Genomic DNA, 22433 nt, shown 5'->3' with positions numbered 1-22433 from the left:
CAACAGAATTCCCCGGGCTCAATAGAAGTTCGAGGTCTTTTCCGCCTTGCCGAGGAGCGGGCCCAGGTCCATGACGGATTTCACCTGGACCTTCTTGCCCGGTTCCAGCTTGAGCGCCTGGTTAATGGTCCGGTCCGGCTGCCCGGCCTCGAATTTCTTTTCGTTGAATTCCGCCTTGAGCCGGTCGAGCACCCGGCCCGACTCGCGTTCCGCGACCTCGATGGCGAGGGTGGAGGCCATGCCGGTCCCGGGGATGAGGCTCAACTTGCCCACCTGGCAGAACCCGGTCAGCACGGGGCCGTGCATCATCCACGTCTTCACCTCCAGCGAGGGCCGGCCGAGCAGGGGCATGGCGTTGATCGAGCCGGCCCCGTACACGGCGTCGTTGTTGAGGTAGCCGCCGAGCAGGAACGAGGTCGACTGGCCGCCCCGCGCGAGTTGCACGGGGGCCATCAGCATGATCGTGTCGCTCCGGCCGATGCCGCAGATGAACTCCAGCGTGGTGCTCATCTGGACGTCGCCGAAGGCGGCCTTGAGCCGGACGTCCTTGTATCCCGTCACGCGGGCTTCGCCGACCTTCCGGCGAAGGCCCTGGAGCGTGACCGTCCGCGAGTAGCCCTCTGCCTCCGGGCTGTAGAGGTGGAGCGCGGAGGGCGGCTGCTGCGGATCGGGCGACTCGAAGGCGCCATAGAGGACGTCCGTCTTGGCCGGTCCGTACTGGAGGCCGAAGAGCATCATGCGCGGGAGGTTCGTGGCCACGAGGCCCGGGAACTGGCTCGTCGGCAGCGGGTCCGGCGCCGCGCAGGCGAGCCAGGCGGTGGCGGGATCCGGCGCGGCGCCGGTATCGGCCGGGGGGGGCGCGGCCGCGGGCGCTGCCGTCGGCGCCGCCCCGGGGACGGGCGCCGGGGCGGCCGCGCTACCGGCGATGAAGGTCTGGTCCGCGTCGCTCAACTGGGCGCTTTGGATCTTGAACTGCCGCCCGTCGGCCGCCCGGAGCACGACGAAGTCGCCCTGCACGGATTCCAGTTCGGCCTCGATCTGCGAGCCCGACCGGCTGGTCCAGGTGCGCGCGTCCGCGGCCCCGGCCAGGAGGACGAGGGCGACCGGCAGGACGATCCTTTTAGACGACATAGGTCGTCGAGGCGGTCGTGCCGCCGCGCCCCGTCCAGTTGGTGTGGAAGAACTCGCCGCGCGGTTTGTCGATGCGTTCATAGGTATGGGCTCCGAAGTAATCCCGTTGGGCTTGCAGGAGATTGGCCGGCAACTGCTCGCTCCGGTAGGCGTCATAGTAGGCGAGCGCGCTGGAGAAGGCGGGGACCGGGATGCCGAGCTTGACCGCCGCGGCGACCGCGCGACGCCAGCCGCCCTGGCAGCGCTTGAGCGCCTTCTGGAAATACGGCGCCACGAGCAAATTGGGCAGGTCCGGCTGTTTACCGAACGCGTCCTTGATCCGGCCGAGGAACTGCGCGCGGATGATGCACCCGCCGCGCCAGATCATGGCGATGGGCCCGTAGTTCAGCGACCAGGCGTATTCCGCTGCCGCGGCGCGCATGAGCTGGAAGCCCTGCGCGTAGGAGCAGATCTTGCTGGCGTACAGCGCCCGGCGCACGTCCTTGATGAAGGTCGCCCGCCGGCCGACGGGCTTCCTCGCGGGGCCGGCCAGGAGCCCGGAGGCGGCGACCCGCTCGTCCTTGAGAGCCGAGAGGCACCGGGCGAAGACGGCCTCCGCCATGGTCGGCGCCGCCGCGCCGAGGTCGAGCGCGGCCTGGCTGGTCCACTTGCCCGTGCCTTTCTGCCCGGCCGTGTCGAGGATGAGGTCGAGCAGCGGGCGGCCGGTCTCCTCGTCTTTCCGGGCGAGGATGTCCGCCGTGATCTCGACCAGGTAGCTGTTCAGTTCGCCGGCGTTCCACTCGCGGAAGACGGCGGAGAGTTCGTCGGCCGAAAGCCCGAGGGCGTCCCGGAGCAGCGCGTAGGCCTCGGCGATCATCTGCATGTCGCCGTACTCGATGCCGTTGTGGACCATCTTCACGAAGTGCCCGGCGCCGTCCGCGCCGATCCACTCGCAGCACGGGGTGCCGTCCACGCGGGCGGCGATGGCCTGGAAGATCGGCTGCAGCAGCGGCCAGGCCTCCGCGTGGCCGCCGGGCATGATGCTGGGGCCGGTCAGCGCGCCCTCCTCGCCGCCGGACACGCCCGTGCCGGCGAACAGCAGGCCGCGGGCGGCGAGCGCCTGCGCGCGGCGCCGGGTGTCGGTGAAGAGGCTGTTGCCCCCGTCCACGATCAGGTCCCCGGGCTCCAGCAGGGGGAGCAGCGCCTCGATCTGCTGGTCCACCGCCGCGCCGGCCTTGATCATCAGCATCACCTTGCGGGGCCGGCGCAGGGCGCGGCAGAAGTCCGCGAGCGTGACGCAGCCGACGATCTTTTTCCCCCGGGCGCGGCCCTGCACGAAGGCCTCGACCCGGGCGGCGGTCCGGTTGTAGCAGGCGACGGTGAAGCCGCGGCTCTCCATGTTCAGGATCAGGTTCTCGCCCATTACCGCCAGCCCGATCAAGCCGATATCCGCCGTGCTCATGCGCATTGCTCCTTGCAGGTCGTACCCGTTGGACTAAAATAACAACATATCATGAATCCGAACACCGCCATTCTGCTGATTTCCTGCCCCGACCAGCGGGGCATCGTGGCCGCCCTGTCGGGATTCATCGCCGCCGAGAACGGCAATATACTGCATCTCGATCAGCATGTGGATGTCGAGCAGAACGTTTTTTTTGCCCGGGTGGAATGGGAACTGGAGGGGTTCCGGATCCCCCGCGAGCGGCTGGGCGAGGCCTTGGCGCGGCTCGCCGCGCCGCGGCGCATGGACTGGCAGCTGTTCTTTTCCGACCGGCGGCCGCGCGTGGCGATCTTCGTCTCGACCCAATCCCATTGCCTCTACGACCTGCTCGCGCGCCACGAGGCCGGCGAACTGGACGCGGACATTCCGCTGGTCATCGGCAACCATTCCGACCTGCGGCCGGCGGCCGAGCGCTTCGGCATCCCGTTCCACCTCGTGCCCGTGAACAAGGACAGCCGGGCGGCGCTGGAGGAGCAGGAACTGCGGCTCCTGGAGGCGGAGCGGGTGGACACTGTCGTGCTGGCCCGCTACATGCAGATCCTGTCCGGCGAATTCGTGCGGCGGTTCCCGAACCGGATCATCAACATTCATCACTCCTTCCTCCCGGCGTTCCCGGGTGCGAAGCCGTACCACTCGGCGCACGCGCGCGGCGTGAAGATCGTTGGCGCCACGGCCCACTACGTGACGGAGCGCCTCGACGAGGGGCCGATCATCGAGCAGGACGTCGTGCGCGTCTCGCACCGGCAGACGGTCGCGGATCTCGTGCGGCAGGGCCAGGATCTGGAGAAAATCGTGCTGGCCCGGGCGGTGTTGTGGCATCTCCAGAAAAAGGTCCTCGTCTACAACAACAAGACCGTTATCTTCTGACGGCGGCCCTGGGCGTCGCGGAACTTTCCGCATAGGCGTGCCGGCTCTGGCCCCGGCTTGGGGGCTTTTCGAACCCGATCGCTCCTGGACGACATGCACGCCCTTGATACCAGGTACGGGTGAGAGGCGGTACGAACGGCGTCGCAGAGCTCCGCCCTCCAGTGGCAGGAATCATGGAGGGGCGAGCTCCTGCGAGCCCGAAATCTACCCGCATTCACCCGGATTTGGTATGAGTCCCATCAGGCGGCCCTTCTTGTCTGTGATGGTGAATTCATCCAGGCCTCGTGTCCCGGAGGTCCTCATGCACGGAGAGGGCCCCGCGAGCCTGTCTCGCGGGTGAACAAGAGGTTGGAAGGCTGGACCCTGCGCGGCGCTTCACAACCTGCCGCTCCCACCGGGCCAGCCGCGCGACACGATTAGAGCCAGGTTCTTTTCGGGACATCACCCTAGGCCATACTTTGCAAAGTATGGCCTAGGGTCAGGCGCAGCTAGTTTTCACAAAAAAGCATGCCTGAACATGACGTAACTATCCTGCCATAAAGCGGATGCGGAGATACAACACGTGCCGAGACATGGGGTGCCTAGGCCATACTTTACAAAGTATGGCCTAGGGATCGAGCGGCATGGGCATCGCCTCTCGTGAGCGAATGACAGTGCCCCCTGTATGTGTTTATCGAGGCGATGCCGCATAAACGCACGGCTTGGTGCATCGCCGGATGGCTATCAGGAATCCCGGTTGACCAGAAAGTGGGCGAGCGCCTTGAGGGTCTCGGCCTTGCGATGGAGCAGCTTGAGGGCCTCCGCGGCGCGCGCGGCCAGGGTCTGGGCCTTGTTCCATGCGCTCTCCAGCCCGTGCACCGCGACCCACGTGCATTTCTTGCGCTGCCGGTCGCTGCCGGCGGTCTTGCCCAGCGCCTCCGTGGTGGCGGTCGCGTCCAGGATGTCATCGGTGATCTGGTAGGCGAGCCCGAGGTCTTCTCCGTATTGGGTCAGGGCCATGAACTCTTCCTCGCCGGCTCCGCCCGCGGCCGCCCCGATCCGCAGCGAGGCCCGGATCAGCGCGCCGGTCTTGCGCTGGTGAATGTGCTCGACCAGGGCGGCGGTCGCCGGCTGGCCCTCGGCGGCCAGGTCCTCGACCTGCCCGCCGATGACGCCGATGCTGCCCGCGGCCTCCGCCAGTTCGAGCACGTAGTGTCCCGGCTGGTAAGGCGGCGGCGGCAGGCTGCGCGCCATCCACTCGAAGGCCATCGTCAGCAGCGCGTCCCCGGCGAGAATGGCGTTGGCCTCGCCGTATTGCACGTGGCAGGTCGGCTTGCCGCGCCGGAGCGTGTCGTTGTCCATCGCGGGCAGATCGTCGTGGATCAGCGTGTAGGTGTGGAGCAGCTCGAGGGCCGACGCGGGGAGCCACGCGGGCTCGGCGGAGCCGCATACGGCCTCGCAGGCGGCCACGCAGAGAATCGGCCGCAGCCGTTTGCCGCCCGCGAATACGCTGTACCGCATGGCCTCGTGAAGCACGGCGGGCCGCGTGTTGGCCGGCGGCAGGTACCGGTCCAGCTCCTTGTCGATCCGCGCGCGGTGCGCGGCCATGTAGGGCCCCACGTCAAACATGGTTGAAATCTACCCGATTCCACCGCTCCTGTGAAGGGGGCAGGCGAACCCGGAATCCGCGCGTAAGGATTACGGTCGCTCGGGCATTCCCTGCTCACGCCGCTGCCTTTGCGGCTCGCGCGTCACGGCGCATGGGAATAGAGTCGTTCCTGCATTCGGTCGAGTTCGGCCAGGTCTTCTTCGAGACGCCGGTCGCGGCCTTCCGTCTGCGGGAGGACCATGAACGAATCCCGCACCCGGACCCGCTCGCGCTCGAGCCGGTTCAACTCGCCGGCAATGAATCCGGCGGGATGGAGCCTGCGGGTGATCTCGGGGGTTTGCGCCGCCCCGCACAGGGCCAGCAGGATCAGGCCGGCTCCGAGCAACAGTCCTTCCCGTTTCATGGGCCCTTTCTCCGGTAGACGATCGCCGGCTTGTAGGGTTCACGCGGCGGGATGAAATGGTGGTGATAAGGGTCCGGCCGGTTACCGAACGGCTCGTCCGGCGCGGGCAACGCGATCTCGTCGTAGTCCCGCGCCAGGTCCAGGGCGTCGGCCTGCCGGCGGGCGGCGGGCAGGTCGTTGTCGCGGGTCAGGAAAGTGCGCCGGCGCACGATCACCCAGTCGGGCTTCTCGACGGGTATCGGCGGCGGGCCCTGCAGGCCGCCGACTATGCGGCAGGCCGTGTAGAACTGGAGGGGCAGGTCGCCGTACGTCGCCAGCACCGTGTCGCCCGGCCGGGCCTCGCGGTCCAGAAATGCGATCAGCGCGGCGTTGACGTCCGGATAGCCCCGGCGCAGTTCGGCGAGGAACAGCTTCGGCGGAAAATTGGGATGTGTCAGCATGTTCGCGTCGTTGTGCCATGGGCGGAAGGATATCCCCAGCCACTGCATCGGCACAAGGTGCACCCAGTTGGTGAAGGCCAGCAGGCCGCCCAGCGAGACCGCGACGATCCGATGCGAAGCCCACGCGGTCCGCACGGCCCAGGCGCTGACGACGGTGCCGAGCGGGAGGAGGGGAACGAGATAGCGGAAGTACTCGCGGGGCGCGAGGCTGGCCGCCGCGAGACCGCCGCCGATGAGCAGCAGCAGCCGGCGCGCCAGCGCCTCGCCGGCGAGCGGTTCTTTTCTCCATCGATAGAGCAGGAAGGCGACGAACGGCAGGGGCACGACGAATTGAAGCAGCGCGGTCGCATTCCGAAGAAGGCGGAGGGGCATGCCGCCCCAGTCCATCAACCCCGCGCGCGAGCCGATGCGGTACCACCAGAACCCGGGCGCGATCAGCAGAAGCAATCCGGCAGCCGAGAGGGCCAACTGAAGGGCGGTCCATTTTTTCCGCTCAAGCCAGACAACGGGGATCAGCCCGCCGAGCAGGGCGGCGAAGACGATGTAGTTCAGGTGGAACAGCGCCCCGAGCGCCGCCACGCCGGCGGCGAGACGGCCCCCGGAGGGCTGGAAGAAGGCCGGGACGATAAGCATCGTGAGCAGCATCGCCGGGCCCGTGTACCGGCCCTGCCGGGCGAAAAGCAGGAAGGGGACCGAGAGCGCCAGCAGCGCCGCGCTCAACCTCGCCCAGGCCGCGTCGCCGGATTCGCGGCGTACCCATCGGTAGAGCAGCCAGAGCGTGAGCCAGCCGCACAGGGCGAAGGGCAGGCGCCCGGCCAGCGTCGTCTCGCCGCCGAGGCGGAATGAGCCGGCCATGATCAGGATCTGCAGCCAGGGCGACCAGCGCCAGACATGATCCGGGCCGAACTCGCGGTTCTCCTCTTGCGAGACCAGGTTCACGCCGTCGAAGGCGAGCGGCAGCCCGAACCGCAGGACGTTGCGGGCGAGGCACGCGGTCTCCGCCTCGTCCTGCCAGAACGGGCGGTGATCGAGGCGGTAAAACAGCAGGAAGGCCGCCGCGGCCAGGATCAGGAGCAGCCAGGGATCGAACCGGCGGCCGCTGGGTTGGGCGGAACTCATGCCCGGGAATCCAACGCCACCTTCATACTGTGGAATCGTCGCTTGTCGAAGGCCGCGCGGAAGGCGTCCGCGTACTTTCGCAGGGGGAACACATGCGTCACCAGTTCACGCCAGGGGCCCGGCCGGCCTGCCAGAAGTTCCGTCGCGCGGTCGTACGTGCGCCGCGTTTCGCCGCGAAACTCGGTGAGGCCGCAGAGGGCGGAACCGGTGATTCGAATCTCGCGGAACCAGATCGGCGACACGTCCAGCGAGCGCAGCCCGGCCGAGGAGGCGATGAGTACCAGTTGCCCGCGCGGTTTGAGTTGCAGCAAGCCCTCCTGGATCGAGGCGGCGGTGCCCACGCAGTCGAAAAACAGGTCCGCTTGCCCTTCGACCGCGCCGCCGCCCAGCGTCGTGGGCAGGAATCGGCCGCCGAGCCGTTCCGCCAGTTCGCGGCGGGAGGGCGCCCGCAGCGCTTCGGTCGCCCCGCCGGCGATCGCCGCGGCTTTCTGGAACTCGTGCCGCGCGATCACGAACACGCGCGCCCGAGAGCCCAGGGCCCGCAGCAGGCGGACGATATGCTGGCCCAGGATGCCCGCCCCGTAGACGATCACGGATTGGTCGTCGGCGGGGAAGCGAGGCAGGACCGCCTGCAGGGCGCAGGCGAGGGAATCGGTCAGTACGGCCATTTTATCGTCCAGCGCATCCGGCAGCCGCACGAGCTGGCGCGGGTGGGCGAAGAATTCTTCCGCCATCCCCCCGCCGGGCCCGGCCGTGTAGCCCAATGAGATTCCCGGCGGCAAGTTGCCGCGCGTGAAGTTGTCGCAGAGGTGGTACTCCCCGCGGGCGCAGGCGGGGCAGGGCGGCAGGCCGCGCACTTCGCAGCAGAGCACGGGTTCGACGGCGACCCGGTCCCCGGGTTTCCACTCCGCGCCGGCGGGCGCCTCGACGACCTCGGCCGCGATTTCGTGGCCGGGCACGAACGGGAAGGACGCGTACGGCTCCATGAGGAAGGATTCGTCTCCTCGGAGAAGCTGGAGATCAGAGCCGCAGATTCCGCAGAGCCGGGCACGGAGCCGGATCCAGCCCGCCGGGGCTTTCGGCTCGTACGCGGCCAGCCGCAAAGGGGCCAGCGCAGGGAAAAAGCGGCGGGGCCAGAGCCGGCCCAGCAAGCGGGCCAGCAGGTAGCGCGGCACGGATCGCTCATAGACCAGCGCGGTGACCATGCCGGCAGAGTAGCATCCCGCGGCGTCGCGGCGAGCCTATTCCTTGGTCTTCTCCAGAGCCGCCGGTGTCCAGGCATACCCCTTGAACCGCGCGCGGAAGAAATAGGAGTAGAGCACCGGGCACAGGACGAGGCTCAAGACGGTGGCGATCGCCAGGCCGAACATGATGGTGTTGGCCATCGGCCGCCACATCTCGCCGCCCTGCAGGGAGAGCGGCGCCAGCCCCACGATGGTCGTGATGGCCGTCATCAGGATCGGGCGCAGCCGGCGCTGGGCGGAGACGACGATGGCGTCCTCCAGGCCCTGCCCCAGCCCTTTCTCGATCTCCATCCGGTCGATCAGCATGATGGCGTTGTTCACCACGACGCCCGCCAGGCTGATCAGCCCCAGGAAGGCCATGAAGCCGAAGGGGGCCGCGGTCAGCAGCAGCCCCGGCACCACGCCGATCAGGACCGGCGGGATGGTCAGGACGATGATAAGCGGGCGGCGGATGGAGTTGAACTGGGCGACGAGGATCAGCACCAGCAAGCCCATGGCCAGGGGCAGGCCCGCCGAGATGGACGCCTGCGCCTCCGCGCTGTCCGCGTCCTCGCCGCCGTATTCCACCGCGTAGCCGGCCGGCCAGTCCGGGGAATCCCGCAGCGCGTCCACCCGCGGCTGGATCTCGGCCAGCACGTCGGAGGCGAAGCGCCCCTCGACGTCCATCTTGATCGTCATCATGCGGGTCCGGTCGCGCCGGCGGATGATGCTGGGCTGCCACTCGAGGCGGGTCCGCGCCACCTGCAGCAGCGGGAGGTTCGCGCCGGTCGCGTAGGAGTAGACGTGGAGGCTTTCCACGTTGCCGAGGTCCTCGCGGTACGCGCTCTTGGACCGGAGCAGCACGGGGATGATCTCGTCCTCCTCGCGGAACTGGGTCACCGGCATGCCGGAGATCTGCGCCTGCAGCGAGTTGGCCACGTCCTCGCTGGTGAAGCCGGCGCGCTTGGCCTGCTCCTGGTTGACCTGCACCTCCAGTTTCTTCGTCCATTCGCCCCAGTCGTCGCGGATGTTGGCGACGCCCGGGACGTCCCGGATCGACTCCTCGATCCGGGCGCGCACCGCGTACAGCGCGTCGATCTCCTTACCGTACAGGCGGATCTGGATGGGCGCGCCGACGGGCGGCCCGTTCTCCAGCATCTTCACCGTGGCGCGGCAATCCGGAAACTCGCCGTCCAGGTAGGCCTGCGCCATCGGCATCAAGCGTTGCGCCGCCGGGGTATCCACGGTGTTGACGACCAGGTTGGCGTAGTTCGGGTTGTCCTGTTCGATGTTGAGCGCGAGGTACCAGCGCGGCCCGCCCGAGCCGACGAACGTGGCGACGTCGCGGACCAGTCCGGTCTGGGCCAGCAGGTAGTTCTCCAGCCGCTCGACCCGGCGCTCCGTGGTCCGGATGTCGGTCCCGTACGGCTGCCAGAAGTCGATGAGCAGCATCTCGCGCTCGTTGGGCGGGAAGAAGATGTTCGGGATGAACCGGAAGCCCCACAGCGACGCCGCGAACAGGCCCACCATGGCGGCGAGAAACGCGGGCCGGTGCCCGAGGGCCCACAGCAGGAACCGCCGGTACACCCGGTACAGGCGCGAGTCGAAGGCCTGCTGGGCCGGCTTCGGCTTGAGGAAGTAGTAGCACAGCAGCGGGACCATGGTGATCGAGAGCAGCCACGAGCTCAACAGCGTCAGCGCGATGACCTGGAAGAGGGAGAAGCAGTACTCCCCGACGTCTGACTTCGCCGTGGCGATGGGCAGGAACGCGCAGATCGTCGTCAGGGACGACGTCAGGAGCGGCAGCCAGAGCTCCTTCATCGCCCCGCCGGCCGCCTCCAGGCGGTCCTGGCCGCGAACGAGCCGCACGAGGATGTTCTCGCTGGTCACGATGCCGTTGTCCACCAGCATGCCCAGCGCGATGATCAGGGCCGCGATGGAAATCTGGTGCAACTGGATGCCGAACAGCGGCATCAGGCCGATGCACATGAACATGGCCATCGGGACCAGCGCCCCGGTGATCAGACCCATCCGCAGCCCCGCGAACGCGAGCATCACGGCCACGACGAATCCGAACGCCTCCACGAGGTTGCTCATGAAGTCGCTCATCGAGCGCTCGACGTACTTGTGCTGGTAAAAGAAGGGGTGGCAGTCCAGGCCGATCGGCAGCCGGCTGGCGAACTCCCGGACCTTCGCCAACACGCGCGGGCCCATGTCCGTCACCTTGCCGTCGGCGATCATGCTGGCGGCCAGCACGAGGCACGACTCGCCGTTGTAGTGGGTGAGGCTGGAGGGCGGGTCGACGAAGCCGCGCCGCACCGTGGCCACGTCCTGCAGGTACACCGCCTCGCTGGCGCCGGGCCGCCGGAGCGAGACCTGCCGGATGTCGTCCACCGTCTTGAATTCGCCCGTGGCCTCCAGGGTGACCCGCTCGGGCCCGACGAGCGCGTCGCCGCCGGGCTGGAGGACGTTCTGGCTGTTCATCGCGGCGGCCAGCTGCTGCGGCGACAGCTCCAGTTCCGCCAGCCGGGCGTTGGAAAATTCGACGAAGATCCGCTCGTCCTGCGTGCCGAACAACTCGACCTTCGCGACGTCGGGCAGCGCCAGCAGTTCGCTCCGCAGGTCGTCGGCCGCGTCCTTCATCTCGCGGTACGAGTAGCCGTCGCCCGTCAGCGCCACCAGCACGGGGAACACGTCGCCGAATTCGTCGTTGACGTTCGGCCCGATCACGCCGTCGGGCAGGTCGGCCCGCACGTCGTCCACCTTGTTGCGCAGCCGGGTCCAGATGGGCTGCATGTCCATGTACTGGGCCTGCATCTCGACCGAGACGATGGAGATCCCGGTCATGCTCTGCGACTCGATGAGCTTGACCTCGGGCATCTCCTGCAGCTTGGCCTCGAGCTTGTCCGTGATGAGGTTCTCCACCTTCTGCGGCGACGCGCCGGGGAAGTACGTCACCACGAGCGCCACGCGGATGGTGAAGTCGGGGCTCTCGAGGCGGGGCAGGGTGCGGTAGGCGGTCAGGCCCGCGAGGGCCACCAGGATGAACCCGATGACGGACGTGCGGTTGTTCCGGATGCACCAGGTCGCGGTGTTCATGGGCGCTCCGACGGGCTTTCCTCCATCCGGCGGACCGCCATGCCGTCCTCGACGCGGTGGACGCCCCGGATGACGATATCCTCGCCGGCCTGCAGGCCCTCGACGATCTGGAGCCCGTCCGACGTCAGCGCGCCGATCCGGACGTCGCGCCGGCGCACCGTGCCGGACGACTCGTCGAGGACCCAGACGAAGCGGCGGCCGTCCGGCTCGCTCACCACGGCGGCGGGCGGGACGTTCAGCCCGCCGCCTTCCTCCGCGGCGAAGGTCAGCTGCGCCTCGCCGATCATGCCGGAGCGGATGCGCCCGTCGGCCTTCTGGAGGACGAGCTTCACGGGATAGGTCGAGGACGCGGTGGGCTCGACCCCGACCTCGCTGACGCCGGCGTCGAAGGGCTCGCCGGGCAGCGCCTCGAACTGGATCCGGGCGGCGTCGCCCACGTGGACCCGGGCGATCAGGGTCTCGGGCACGCCGATCAACAGCTCCATCTGCTCGCCGGCGGTCAGGGTGGCGATGGCCTGTCCCGCCTGCACCGTCTGGTGAATGTCCACCGGCCGGGACGCGATGGCGCCCGCGATGGGCGCGCGCAGGACGCAGTATTCCAGCTGCTGCCGGGAGAGCTGGAGGCTCTTGCCGACGGCGTCGCGCTGGGCGGCGGTCGAGTCGAACGCCGCGCGGGCCTGGTCGAGGTCGCTCTTGCTGGCGTTCTGCGACTCGTAGAGGAGCTTCACGCGGTCGTAGTCCGCCTGCGCGCGTTTCCACTCCGCCTCCGCCTGCGCCCGCTGCGCCTCGAGCTGCTTGGCCTGCAGCTCGTAGTCGGTGGCGTCCAGCCGCGCGACGAGGTCGCCCGCCTGCACGGCCGTGCCGATCTTGACGGGCAACTCGACGATCTCGCCGCCGACGCGGAAGCTCAAGATGGTCTCGACGGCGGCGCGCGCCGTGCCGGAGAACGAACGCGTGCGGGTGCCGCCCGAATCCTCGACCTTCACCGTCACCACCGGCCGCACGACGGCCGGCGGCGGCGCCTCCTGTTTCGAGCAACCGGCCAGCGCGGCCAGCGCGGCCAGCGCGGCCGCCCCCACCGCTCCCGCCCAGCACCGTGTCCTCATGGCTTGCCTCCCTGCTCCGTGGGTTCCTCGATCTGCCGCTTGAGATGCTCGATCCATGCCGCGCGCTCCCCCGCCGTGGAGAGCGCGCCCAGCGAGGCCATGGCGCGCTGCACGCCCATGACGTCGGACACGAACTGGTACACGGCCAGCTCCGCGTCCTGGTTCTGCAGGAATGCCTGGTTCTGCGCGTCGAGCAGGTCGAGGATCGATACCGCCCCGCGCGCGTACTTGTCCTGGATCACGGCCAGGTTCTTGGCGGCGGCCTCCGCCGCGAGGCGGGTCAGCCGGATGTTGGGCGAGGAGCCCCACGTCGCATACATCGCCGTGTAGGCCCGCTGCTCGATCAGCTGCGCCGTCTGCGCGCGGACGTTCTGGAGCCGGCGCAGTTCCGCCCGCGCCCGGGCCGCTTCCACGGCCTCCCCGCCGCCGGAGAAGAACGGCCACGTGGCCTGCACGCTGGCGGTCCACTCGTCGTCATCGGCGGCCGGGCCCGCGGCGAGCGTCGGACCCGCGATCGTCTCGTCGAACGTGTGATCGTAGGCGAATTGCAGGCCGATATCGGGAACGAGCGGCCGCCGTCTCAACTGGGCCAGCTGGATGCGCTGCGCCTCGATCGCCAGGTCCACGGCCTGCAGTTCCGGCGAATCCCGCAGGGCGCCCTCCTGCACGGTCCGCATCAGGATGTTGTAGTTTCGCTCGTTGGAGATCAGGTCGTTGAATTCGGGGCCGAGATAGTAGTACGCCGCGTCGCCGGCGGAGATCTCCCGCGGGTCCCAGGTCTTGTCGATCGGGGCGCCCATGGACTGGTTGAGGGCCGCCAGCGCCTTCAGCATGGTCGCCTCGGCGTTGGCCACGGCACCCTGCCGCTTCGCCAGCTCCGCCTCCCACCGGTAGATTTCCTCCGGCCCCGAGGTCCCCGCGCCGTGCCGGACCCGCGCCAGGTCGAGGTTCCGCCGGGTGAGGTCGAGGTTGTCCATTTCGATGCGGTACACCGCGCGGGCGGACAGGTAGTCGAGGAAGGCGCGCCCGGCCTCCAGCGCCACATCCAGCCGCAGGGCCTCCCGCTCGAACTCCTTGACCCGGTGCAGCCGCTTCAAGGAACGGTAAGCCGCCAGCGCCGGGTCGCTGAACACCAACTGCGTGATCGAGACGCCGCCCAGGGAGGCGTCTTCCGGCTGGAGGCCGCCGGACGCTTCCGCGCGGTCGGAATCGACCCGGTAATGCCGGGCGTTGGCGGACGCCTGCGGGAAGAGCGTCGTCAGCGCCTTGTTGCGGTCCTCGCGCGCGACCTCCGTTTCCTCCGTCTTGACCGCGAGGTCGATGTTGTTCGCCGCGGCCAGTTGCATCGCCGTGTCCAGCGTCAGGGTATCGCCCAGCGGGAACTCGTCCCGGTACAGGATCTCCGCGCGCTGCAGGACGCGGAACGGCGGGTAGAAGCCGATCTTCGCGGCGGTGCGCGCGTTGATCATCAGCTTTTCCTCCACGTCCATCCGGACGGGCAGGTCCTCCGGCGGCGTGCCGCGCAGGACCTGCTCCATGTTCAGCGCCAGCCGCCGCGCCAGGCGGATCGAGATGTCGGGTGCCAGCCCGGCGAGCGCGCCGCGCCGGACGTCCTCGTGGCCCATCAGGGAAAACGAGAGAATCCCCCGCTCGTTCAGGCCGTCCAGGAGCCGCTGCCACTCGGGCTCCTCCATGCGCATGGCGGGCGTCAGGTACACCGCCCGGTCGTCCGGCCCGAGCTGGTTCAGCGCCTCGTCCGCGCGGAGGCCCAGCGGGACCACCCGGAAGACCGCCCCGAATTCGCGGGCGAACCGCTGGATCTCCGGTTCCAGCTCCGGGATGCCGTCGAGCAGCGTGCGGTCCACCAGGACGGTCAGCCGGTCGAACGCGGCGAGTTCCCGGAACTCCTCGATGTCGCGCGCCGACCGGAGCGGCACGACGACGAAGTTGAAGTTCGTGCGCGTGGAATACCCTTCCTCGTTGTAGGGCATGCCCACGGCGTCCGGGTCCTGGACGAAGCCGCTGATGACCGGCCGGGCCAGGTCGAAGGCGCCGCGCGCGGCGTGCTCGGTCACCAGGATGCCGCTCAAGAACACCAGGTCCACGCCGTCGTCGGCCAGCGCCTTTTGGAGCGCGGCCTCCACGCGCGAGGCCTCCCAGTTCGCGTCGTAGCCGGGATCGTCTTTCCACCGGATATCCCATTCCTCGCCGGCCAGCACGTCGAGCTCGGTCCGCACGTGCTCGAAGAGGTTGCTGAAATACGCGCACGGGCCGTCCCGCACCACGGCGATGGTCACCACGCGGCGCGGCTCCGCGTCGGTCGGGGATTCCTGGGCGGGGCCCGGGCGGGCGGCGAGAAGACAGCACAAGGTGCACCACAGCGCGATTCGTTTTTCAGGCATGGCCCGCCCCCGTTCGTCCAATCCTTTGAATGCGGACAGGATGCCGCAAGGCCGCCGCCAACACAAGCGCGCGGTGCGGCCGGTCAAAGCAATTCGAAGGATGAGAGTAAAGCCACACTCATGTAGGGGCGCCGCTTGCCGGCGCCCGCGGGCGTCGCAAGCGGCGCCCCTACAGCCCCTGCATGATTAAGGGATTACGGATGAGATACCCGCCGTAGAAACGATGGGTTGTCATTCCGCGCGAAGCGAGGAATCTCCAATGGCCGCTCTGGACACGGCCGGCCGTTTCTGTAGAGTTTCGCGCCATGGGCGAGACACCCGAGGCGGTCTGCGACGGGACCCGGAGCAGCGACATCGGAGGCGGCGCCGTCTGGCGTGGGCTGGCCCCCGTCCTCCGGCGGCCCTGGATCGCGGCGCGGCTGGTCTCGCTCCAGCTGGAAAAGCGCTATTTCGCATGGCGTTATCCTCCGCATCCGGATGGCCGGGCGGGAAAAATCCGCCAGGTCAGCCTGCGCCTGACCGATCTCTGCAACCTGCGGTGCGCCACCTGCGGGCAGTGGGGCGAACAAGGTTACCTGCGCGGGCAGGACCTCAAGAAACTCAAGGCCGCGGAAGTCGCGCCCGCCCGCCACATCGAGCTGTTCCGCGACCTGGCGGAGCACGGGCACCGGCCGATCGTCTACCTGTGGGGCGGCGAGCCGATGCTCTACGACGGCGTGCTGGACCTGGTGGACTCCGCCACCCGCCTCCGGATGCCCGTGGCCATCGCGACCAACGGCACGCGCGTGGCCGAGGCCGCGGCGCGGCTGGTCCGCGCGCCGCTGTTCCTGCTCCAGGTCTCCATCGACGGGCATAACGCCGAGTTGCACAACCGCCTGCGGCCCTCCGCTGCCGGCACCGACAACTTCAAGGCCATCGAGGCCGGGCTCGAGGCGGTGCGCCGGTCCCGCGGAAGGAGCGGGCTCCCGCTGATCGCCAGCCTCACGACCATTTCCCGCGAGAACGCGCCCCATCTCGCGGACCTCTACGAGGCGTTCGCCGGGCGCGTGGATATGTTCGTCTACTACCTCGCGTGGTGGATCGACGAGCCCCGCGCGGCGGCGCACGACCGGGATTTCGAGCGCCGCTTCGGGTTCGCGCCGCGCCGGCACCGGGGCTGGATCGGCGGCTGGAAGCCCGACCGGCCGGAGGATCTGCACGCGCAGATCCAGGCCGTGCTCCGGCGCTCGCGCCGGCGCGGCGCGCCGCCGGTCGTGCTGATTCCCCGGCTGAAGACGGCGGACGACCTGCGGCGCTATTATGCCGACCACGCCAGCGATTTCGGGTTCCGCCGCTGCCTGTCGATCTACCACGCCCTCGAGGTCAACAGCAACGGCGACGTCTCCCCGTGCCGCGACTATCACGACTTCGTGGTCGGCAACGCGAAAGAGAGCACCTTCACGGATTTGTGGAACGACGAACGCTATCGCGCCTTCCGCCGCAGCCTCGCGAAGGACGGCCTGATGCCCGTCTGCACCCGATGCTGCGGGCTCATGGGATACTGACATGGCCCCGCTCCGCACCGTATTTCTGCTCCAGGACCTGAAATTCGGGGGCACGCAGACGCAGGCCCTGGCCCTGGCGCGCGGCCTGCCCGCCGGCCGCTTCGCCGTGGAGCTCTGGACCCTCGCCGCCGGTGAGGACCTCGATCCGGCGCCGGTCCCGCGCGTCAGGCTGGCGAACGGTCGCGTCGTTTTCGCGCGGGCGATCGCCGCGCTGTGGCGCGCGCTCAAACAAAATCCGCCGGACCTGCTCGTGCTGTGGACCGTCGTGCCCAACCGGTGGGGAAGAATCCTCGGCCGCTGGGCCGGCGTCCGGACGATTATCGGCAACTGCCGCGACGGCTCCGCGCCGCGGCGCCAGCACGAGCGCCGGCTCTGGCGGTGGGCCGATCGCGTCGTATGCAATTCCGAGTCGCAGCGCCGGGAGTTGGTCGAGTCGCTCGGCGTGCCGGAGTCGCGAGCGGCTGTGATTCACAATGGCGTCGAGACCGGCCGGTTCGCGCCGGGGCCGGTGTCGCGCGAACCGATGCTGCTCAACGTCGCACGGCTGGTCCCGAAGAAGGATCACGCCACGCTGCTGGCGGCCTTCCGGATCGTGCGGCAGCGGAGGCCGGACGTTCGGCTCCGTGTCGCGGGCGATGGGCCGTTGGCCGCGAAATTGCGCGAAGCGGCCGCTGACTTGCCGCCCGGTTCCGTGGACTGGCTCGCCTCGCGGAGGGATCCCGTGCCCCTCTACCGGGAGTGCGCCGCGCTCGTGTTGAGTTCGCGCGTCGAGGGCCTGCCGAATGTCGTCCTGGAGGCCATGGCCTGCGGGCGCCCGGTGGTGGCGACCCGCGTGGACGGTATCCCCGAGGTCGTGGAACACGGCCGGACGGGGCTGCTGGTGCCGCCGGGCGATCCGGACCGGCTGGCCGATGCCCTGTTGGAACTGCTGGCCGACCCGGCCCGCGCCGAGGCGATGAGGACGGCGGGCCGGGAAAAAATCGTGTCGTCTTTCTCAATGGAGGCTATGATCCAGCGGTATGCGGCGGTTTTTGAACAGGCGATGGCTTCTCCCCGGCGTGTTGCTTCTGGCGGGCTGCGGTGAGGCGTCCGGCCCGCGCCGGGGTCAATCCTGGTCGGTTCCGGACCTGGCGCTGGAACTGAAGTGGATACCTCCCGGCCGCGGCTGGATCGGCAGCACGCCCGAGGAACGGGCGTGGGCCGAGGGGCCGGAAGGCCGGGGACCGCGAAACTTTTTCTCTGACGAGGGCCTCGCCCCGCGCCGGGTACAGTTCAAGAACGGGTTCTGGCTCGGCCGCACGGAGGTGACGGTCGGCCAGTGGCGGTCCTTCGTGGACGCGACCGGGCACACGACCGAAGCCGAACGGAAGGGCGCGGCGTGGGCGTGGGACGCCGCCGCTGGCCGGATGGCCCTGCTTCCGGGCCGGAACTGGCGTGAGACAGGCTTCCCGTTTCCCCTGCGCGAGGATCATCCGGTCACCTTCGTTACGTGGAACGATGCCGTTGCATTCTGCGCGTGGTTGACCGCGCGCGAGGCAGCCGCCGGGCGACTGCCGGAAGGATATGAATACCGCCTGCCCGGCGAGGCGGAATGGGAGTATGCCTGCCGGGGCGGGCGGGAACGCGCGGCGTTCTGGTGGGGAGACAGCCTGCGCGAAGGAGAAGGCCGAATGAATGCGGCCGGTCTGGACGCGGACGAGCATGGTGCGTGGGAGTTGTCCTATCCCTGGCTGGACGGATTTAAATTCATCGCGCCGGTGGACGCGTATGGCGGGCGCGGGCGGAACGGTTTCGGGCTGGCCGACATGCTGGGCAATGTCTGGGAGTGGTGCGCGGACGGCTACGATCCGGACGGGGCGCACCCCGAGATCTATACCGGGCGCATGGAGCGAGTCGTTCTGCGGGGCGGGGCCTTCGACGATCGGCCCGGCTACCTGCGGTGCGCGGTCCGGTCGGCGCCCCGGCCGGATGACCCGAACCTGGCGCGGGGATTCCGCGTCTGCCTGGGCAGAAAGGTCGAGCCGTGAGGGCGCGCGGGATCGTGGCGGGCCTTTGGCTGGTCGCGCAGGCGTCGGCGGCTGTGGAGTCCGGGCGCGATCATGAGATACAGGGATTGGGGATCGTCATGAAGTGGATCCCGCCCGGCCTGTGCCAGCTGGGCTCGGGGCCTTACGAGCAGGAATGGACCGAAGGTCCGGAGGGACAGGGGAACCGCAAGTGGTTCGCCAACGAGGGGCCATCGCTGGCGAATTTCGAGACGGGTTTCTGGCTGGGCCAGACCGAGGTCACGGTGGCGCAGTGGCAGTCGTTTGTCGCCGCCACCGGGTATGTCACGGACGGCGAGCGGCAGGGCTACGCGTGGGGATTCGACTGGGAGCGCAAGACACTGGCGAATGTCTCCGGGGCGAACTGGCGGAATCCCACCTATGGCCTGCCGCAGCGGCCGGACCATCCGGTATCCTGCGTCAGTTGGAACGACGCCATGGCGTTTTGCGACTGGCTTACGGCGCGCGAAGCGGCGGCCGGCCGGCTGCCGGAGGGGTACGAGTATCGTCTGCCGGGCGATGCGGAGTGGGAGTATGCCTGCCGCGGCGGGCAATGGGACACCCGTTTCTGGTGGGGCAACAGCGTGGCCGGCGGCGCGGGCCGCCTCAACGCGGCGGGCGATGAACCCGTGGTCCCCGGCGATCCCGCGTGGCGCTGGAACAATCCTTTTCCCTGGAGTGATGGATATGGATTCATCTCGCCGGTGGACGCGTACGGCGAGCGGGGGCGGAACGGGTTCGGCCTGGCGGACATGCTGGGCAATCTCTGGGAGTGGTGTTTCGACGGGTACGATCACCATGGCGCGCATGCCCGGATCTACATGAAGGGCACGGGCCATCGCCTGCTCCGGGGCGGTGCGTTTGACGATCGTCCGGCCTTCCTCCGTTGCGCGGTCCGCCAGGCCCCCGAACCGCATGAAGCCAACTTCGCGCGCGGGTTCCGCGTGGGCCTGGGCGCGCCGCCATGAAAGAGGTCCACGCTGAAATTGCAAAAGTCGTCCGTCCCGGTCATACTAGAAATTGGAGGAGGCCGTTTGCCGTTGCAAAGACCTCATGTAGAACGCGGGAGAGCCAGGGGGCGGTTAGTCGGCGGCCTCGTGTGGTTAGCCGCCCTGGGGTGCTTTGGGGAGGAGCCCGATTCTATCCCTGTCCCGATTCTGGAATGGCGGGCCGATGAGCGGGTGCTGGTCCTGGCCCCGCATCCCGGGGACGAGACGATTGGCTGCGGGGCGACGATCCGGCAACTGGCGGATTCCGGCGTGCCCGTGCGCGTGGCGTTCCTGACCTGCGGCGAGCACAGCCAGTGGTCGCTCGATCTTTATCGCGCTCGGCTGGCGGTTCCACCCGACGAGGTCAGCACGCTGGGGCCTCTCCGCATGCGCGAGGCGCAGGCGGCGGCGGCCGAACTCGGACTCCAGGCCGACGATCTGATCTTCCTTGGTTATCCGGACTTCGGCACGTTGAACATCTGGTGCGCGCACTGGGCGGAGGCGATGCCGTTCCGCAGCATGCTCACCCGGACTCGCGAAGTGCCGTATGCCGAGGCGCTCCACCCCGGGGCGCCATACAAGGGCGAGGTGCTGCTGGCCGACCTGAAGGACGTGATCCGGGATTTCCGGCCGACCCGGATTCTGGTTTCGCATCCGGCCGACCAGCATCCCGATCACCAGGCCTTCTATCTCTTCACCCGCGTGGCGCTCTGGGACCTGGCCGTTGAGCCGGCGCCGGAGCGGCTGCCGTACCTTGTTCATTACACGGATTGGCCGGCACAAGGCTCCGAGGTCTGGCATTGCGCGCCCCCGGACCTGGCCCGCGCGGCGAACTGGCGCGGAGTTGCGGCGGCGGATGACCAGGCGGCCGCCCGGGACCGAGCGCTCGAGGCGCATCAGACCGACGAGGGATTCAGTTCCGGACGGCTTCGACAGTTTGCCCGGCGCAATGACCTCTACGGCGAATTCCCGGATGTGCCAGTGGGACGCGAACCTATTCCCCTGGATACCGGCGACGCCGCGCAAATCCTTCCCGAGAATCTGTACCCGGAGGAAAAAGATCGTTACGTGGGCATCGAGCGCCGTACCGTATGCCTGGAAGAGGACGCGTTGAAGCTGGACCTCCGGCTCAATCGGGCGCTCGAACAGGGGATGGGCCTATCCGTCTATGTTTTCGGATATCATCCGGATCGTTCGTTCGAGCACATGCCCAAGCTGCATATCTGCCTCAAGGCTTTTTCCGTCGAAATCCTGGACCAAGCCAGGCTTTGGCCTCCCGGCGGCCTCTCTGTAAAAAAAACAGGGCCGGTGATTCAACTTAGGATTCCCCTGGCCGCCCTGGGATCGCCCGACCGTGTCCTTACCGGGGCCCGCACCTATCTTAACGAGGTCCCGCTGAACTGGGCCCCGTGGCGGGTCCTCCGGATTTCGCCGGCCAGCGAATCCTCATCGCGCGCCGGGATGGAGTAGGACTGGAGTTCTGTTTCCAGCCGTCGTATCATCTTTTCCGTAGGGAGGGGTGGCTGAGCGGTTTAAGGCATCCGACTTGAAATCGGACGAGCTCCGCAAGGGCTCCGGGGGTTCGAATCCCTCCCCCTCCGCCATTTGCAAAGCCCCCGCGGCCTTCTGCCGCAGGTGAATTTTTCCGTGGAATACCTCCGGCCTCCTTCCTTTCTATAGGATGGGATGTGGAGGCTATGAACGCTTTGACAGGAACTCGTGTGCCGCTGGATGCGCGCGCGGCCCTCAAGTCCGTTTTCGGATACGAGGCATTTCGAGAGCATCAGGAGGGCGTCGTGAAGGCCCTAATCGAGAAGCGCGATGCCTTCGTGGTCATGCCGACCGGCGCGGGCAAGTCGCTGTGCTATCAACTGCCGTCCTGCCTGTTGCCCGGCGTGTGCCTGGTCGTCAGCCCGCTCATTTCCCTCATGAAGGACCAGGTGGATGCCGCCTGCGGGCGGGGAATCCGCGCGGCCTATCTGAACAGCTCGCAACCTGACTCCGAAAAGAACAGCGTGCTGGATTGTCTGGCCGCCGGGCAGCTCGACTTGTTGTATGTCGCGCCGGAGCGATTTCCCGTCCCCGGATTCCTCGATCGTCTGCGCGCGGTGCCGGTCTGCCTCGTGGCCATTGACGAGGCGCACTGCATCTCGGAGTGGGGCCACGAGTTCAGGCCGGACTACCTCGAATTGCCCCGGATGCTGGCCCAGCTTCCGCGCGTACCGGTAGCGGCTTTCACCGCCACGGCGACCGAACGCGTCCAGGAGGATATCATCCGGCGGCTCGCCCTGCGGTCGCCCTACCGGGTACGGGCTTCGTTCGACCGGCCCAACCTGTACTACGAGGTGCGGGCCAAGGGGGATATTGAAGAACAGATCCTTCAGCATGTCATGGCACAGCCCGGTCAGCCCGGGATTATCTATCGCATGAGGCGCGCGGACGTGGACCGAACGGCCGCGAAGCTGGCCGGCCGGGGCGTTCGGGCCTTGCCGTATCACGCGGGACTCGAACCGGAAGCGCGAAAGCAAAACCAGGAAGCCTTCGACCGCGGCCGGGTCGACGTGGTGGTCGCCACCATTGCCTTTGGCATGGGCATCGACAAGCCCGACGTACGGTATGTTCTGCACGGGGAAATTCCCAGAAACACCGAACGCTACTACCAGGAAACGGGCCGCGCCGGCCGGGATGGAAAACCGTCGCGGTGCGTGTTGTATTACGATCCGGGCGATCTTCCGACCCTCCGTTACTTCATCCGGCAAATCCGGGAGGACAGCGAACGCCGGATGGCCCAACGCAAGCTCATGGAGATGATCGATTACGCGGAATCGCGCGACTGCCGTCGCCGCCGGCTCCTGGCTTACTTCGGCGAGCGGTATCCGCGGGACGAGTGCGGTATGTGCGATGTCTGCGCGAAAAAGGAAAGGAGGCGGAACGAATCCGAGCGCGCTTGGCGCGCGAGATGCCCAGCGGGCATGTGCGGATAATATCAAGATGGCA

The 22433-nt window shown here is 68.3% G+C and carries 16 protein-coding genes and 1 tRNA gene; 8 read left to right on the top strand and 9 right to left on the bottom strand.

Annotated features, from left to right (window positions below; genetic code table 11):
* Positions 1–18: 18 nt before the first annotated feature.
* Together KA248_07785 and gnd are read right to left on the bottom strand one after the other, a co-directional pair.
* Entirely contained in the window at positions 19–1131 is a 1113-nt protein-coding gene (locus KA248_07785) for a hypothetical protein (GenBank protein MBP7829803.1), read from the bottom strand.
* Entirely contained in the window at positions 1121–2572 is a 1452-nt protein-coding gene (gene gnd / locus KA248_07780) for a decarboxylating NADP(+)-dependent phosphogluconate dehydrogenase (protein MBP7829802.1), read from the bottom strand. Before gnd ends, KA248_07785 begins: the two co-directional genes overlap by 11 nt.
* A gap of 51 nt (positions 2573–2623) precedes the next feature.
* Here gnd and purU point away from each other — a divergent pair, with 51 nt between their 5' ends.
* Positions 2624–3478, top strand: coding sequence for a formyltetrahydrofolate deformylase (gene purU, locus KA248_07775; protein MBP7829801.1), 855 nt, complete (start codon positions 2624–2626; stop codon positions 3476–3478).
* Between the two features lie 723 nt (positions 3479–4201).
* On the opposite strand, the gene KA248_07770 is transcribed toward purU, so the two are convergent.
* The 7 genes from KA248_07770 to KA248_07740 all read right to left on the bottom strand — a co-directional run bounded on the left by KA248_07770 (position 4202) and on the right by KA248_07740 (position 14858).
* Entirely contained in the window at positions 4202–5065 is an 864-nt protein-coding gene (locus tag KA248_07770) for a polyprenyl synthetase family protein (protein ID MBP7829800.1), read from the bottom strand.
* Between the two features lie 143 nt (positions 5066–5208).
* Positions 5209–5469, bottom strand: coding sequence for a hypothetical protein (locus KA248_07765; GenBank protein MBP7829799.1), 261 nt, complete (start codon positions 5467–5469; stop codon positions 5209–5211).
* On the bottom strand, positions 5466–7028 hold the full coding sequence (locus KA248_07760; GenBank protein ID MBP7829798.1) for a glycosyltransferase family 39 protein: 1563 nt from the start codon (positions 7026–7028) through the stop codon (positions 5466–5468). Before KA248_07760 ends, KA248_07765 begins: the two co-directional genes overlap by 4 nt.
* The gene (locus KA248_07755; GenBank protein MBP7829797.1) at positions 7025–8233 is read right to left on the bottom strand and encodes a zinc-binding dehydrogenase; all 1209 of its coding nucleotides are present in this window, start codon (positions 8231–8233) and stop codon (positions 7025–7027) included. The genes KA248_07760 and KA248_07755 overlap by 4 nt, the downstream gene beginning before the upstream one ends.
* A gap of 36 nt (positions 8234–8269) precedes the next feature.
* Positions 8270–11350, bottom strand: coding sequence for an efflux RND transporter permease subunit (locus KA248_07750; protein MBP7829796.1), 3081 nt, complete (start codon positions 11348–11350; stop codon positions 8270–8272).
* Positions 11347–12456, bottom strand: a complete 1110-nt coding sequence (locus tag KA248_07745; GenBank protein MBP7829795.1) for an efflux RND transporter periplasmic adaptor subunit — start codon at positions 12454–12456, stop codon at positions 11347–11349. Before KA248_07745 ends, KA248_07750 begins: the two co-directional genes overlap by 4 nt.
* Complete coding sequence (locus KA248_07740) at positions 12453–14858, bottom strand: TolC family protein (GenBank protein MBP7829794.1); 2406 nt, start codon at positions 14856–14858, stop codon at positions 12453–12455. The genes KA248_07745 and KA248_07740 overlap by 4 nt, the downstream gene beginning before the upstream one ends.
* Before the next feature lie 305 nt (positions 14859–15163).
* Here KA248_07740 and KA248_07735 point away from each other — a divergent pair, with 305 nt between their 5' ends.
* From KA248_07735 to KA248_07705, 7 genes are all read left to right on the top strand, one after another.
* Entirely contained in the window at positions 15164–16402 is a 1239-nt protein-coding gene (locus KA248_07735) for a radical SAM protein (GenBank protein ID MBP7829793.1), read from the top strand.
* A 1-nt stretch (position 16403) separates the two neighbouring features.
* Positions 16404–17486 (top strand): glycosyltransferase, encoded by a 1083-nt coding sequence (locus KA248_07730; GenBank protein ID MBP7829792.1) that lies wholly within the window; start codon positions 16404–16406, stop codon positions 17484–17486.
* Positions 17434–18429: an SUMF1/EgtB/PvdO family nonheme iron enzyme gene (locus tag KA248_07725; GenBank protein MBP7829791.1), complete on the top strand. Its 996-nt coding sequence runs from the start codon at positions 17434–17436 to the stop codon at positions 18427–18429. The genes KA248_07730 and KA248_07725 overlap by 53 nt, the downstream gene beginning before the upstream one ends.
* A 98-nt stretch (positions 18430–18527) precedes the next feature.
* The gene (locus KA248_07720; GenBank protein ID MBP7829790.1) at positions 18528–19415 is read left to right on the top strand and encodes an SUMF1/EgtB/PvdO family nonheme iron enzyme; all 888 of its coding nucleotides are present in this window, start codon (positions 18528–18530) and stop codon (positions 19413–19415) included.
* Positions 19416–19544: 129 nt separating this feature from the next.
* Positions 19545–20906 (top strand): PIG-L family deacetylase, encoded by a 1362-nt coding sequence (locus KA248_07715; GenBank protein ID MBP7829789.1) that lies wholly within the window; start codon positions 19545–19547, stop codon positions 20904–20906.
* Between the two features lie 43 nt (positions 20907–20949).
* Positions 20950–21040: transfer RNA gene (locus tag KA248_07710), tRNA-Ser, on the top strand.
* Between the two features lie 117 nt (positions 21041–21157).
* The gene (locus KA248_07705) at positions 21158–22420 is read left to right on the top strand and encodes an ATP-dependent DNA helicase RecQ (protein ID MBP7829788.1); all 1263 of its coding nucleotides are present in this window, start codon (positions 21158–21160) and stop codon (positions 22418–22420) included.
* Positions 22421–22433: the final 13 nt, after the last annotated feature.

This window comes from Kiritimatiellia bacterium, assembly GCA_018001225.1.
GTDB lineage: Bacteria > Verrucomicrobiota > Kiritimatiellia > CAIQIC01 > JAGNIJ01 > JAGNIJ01.
Note: the sequence above shows the minus strand (reverse complement) of the source record. Positions and strands in the feature narration are given on the sequence as shown.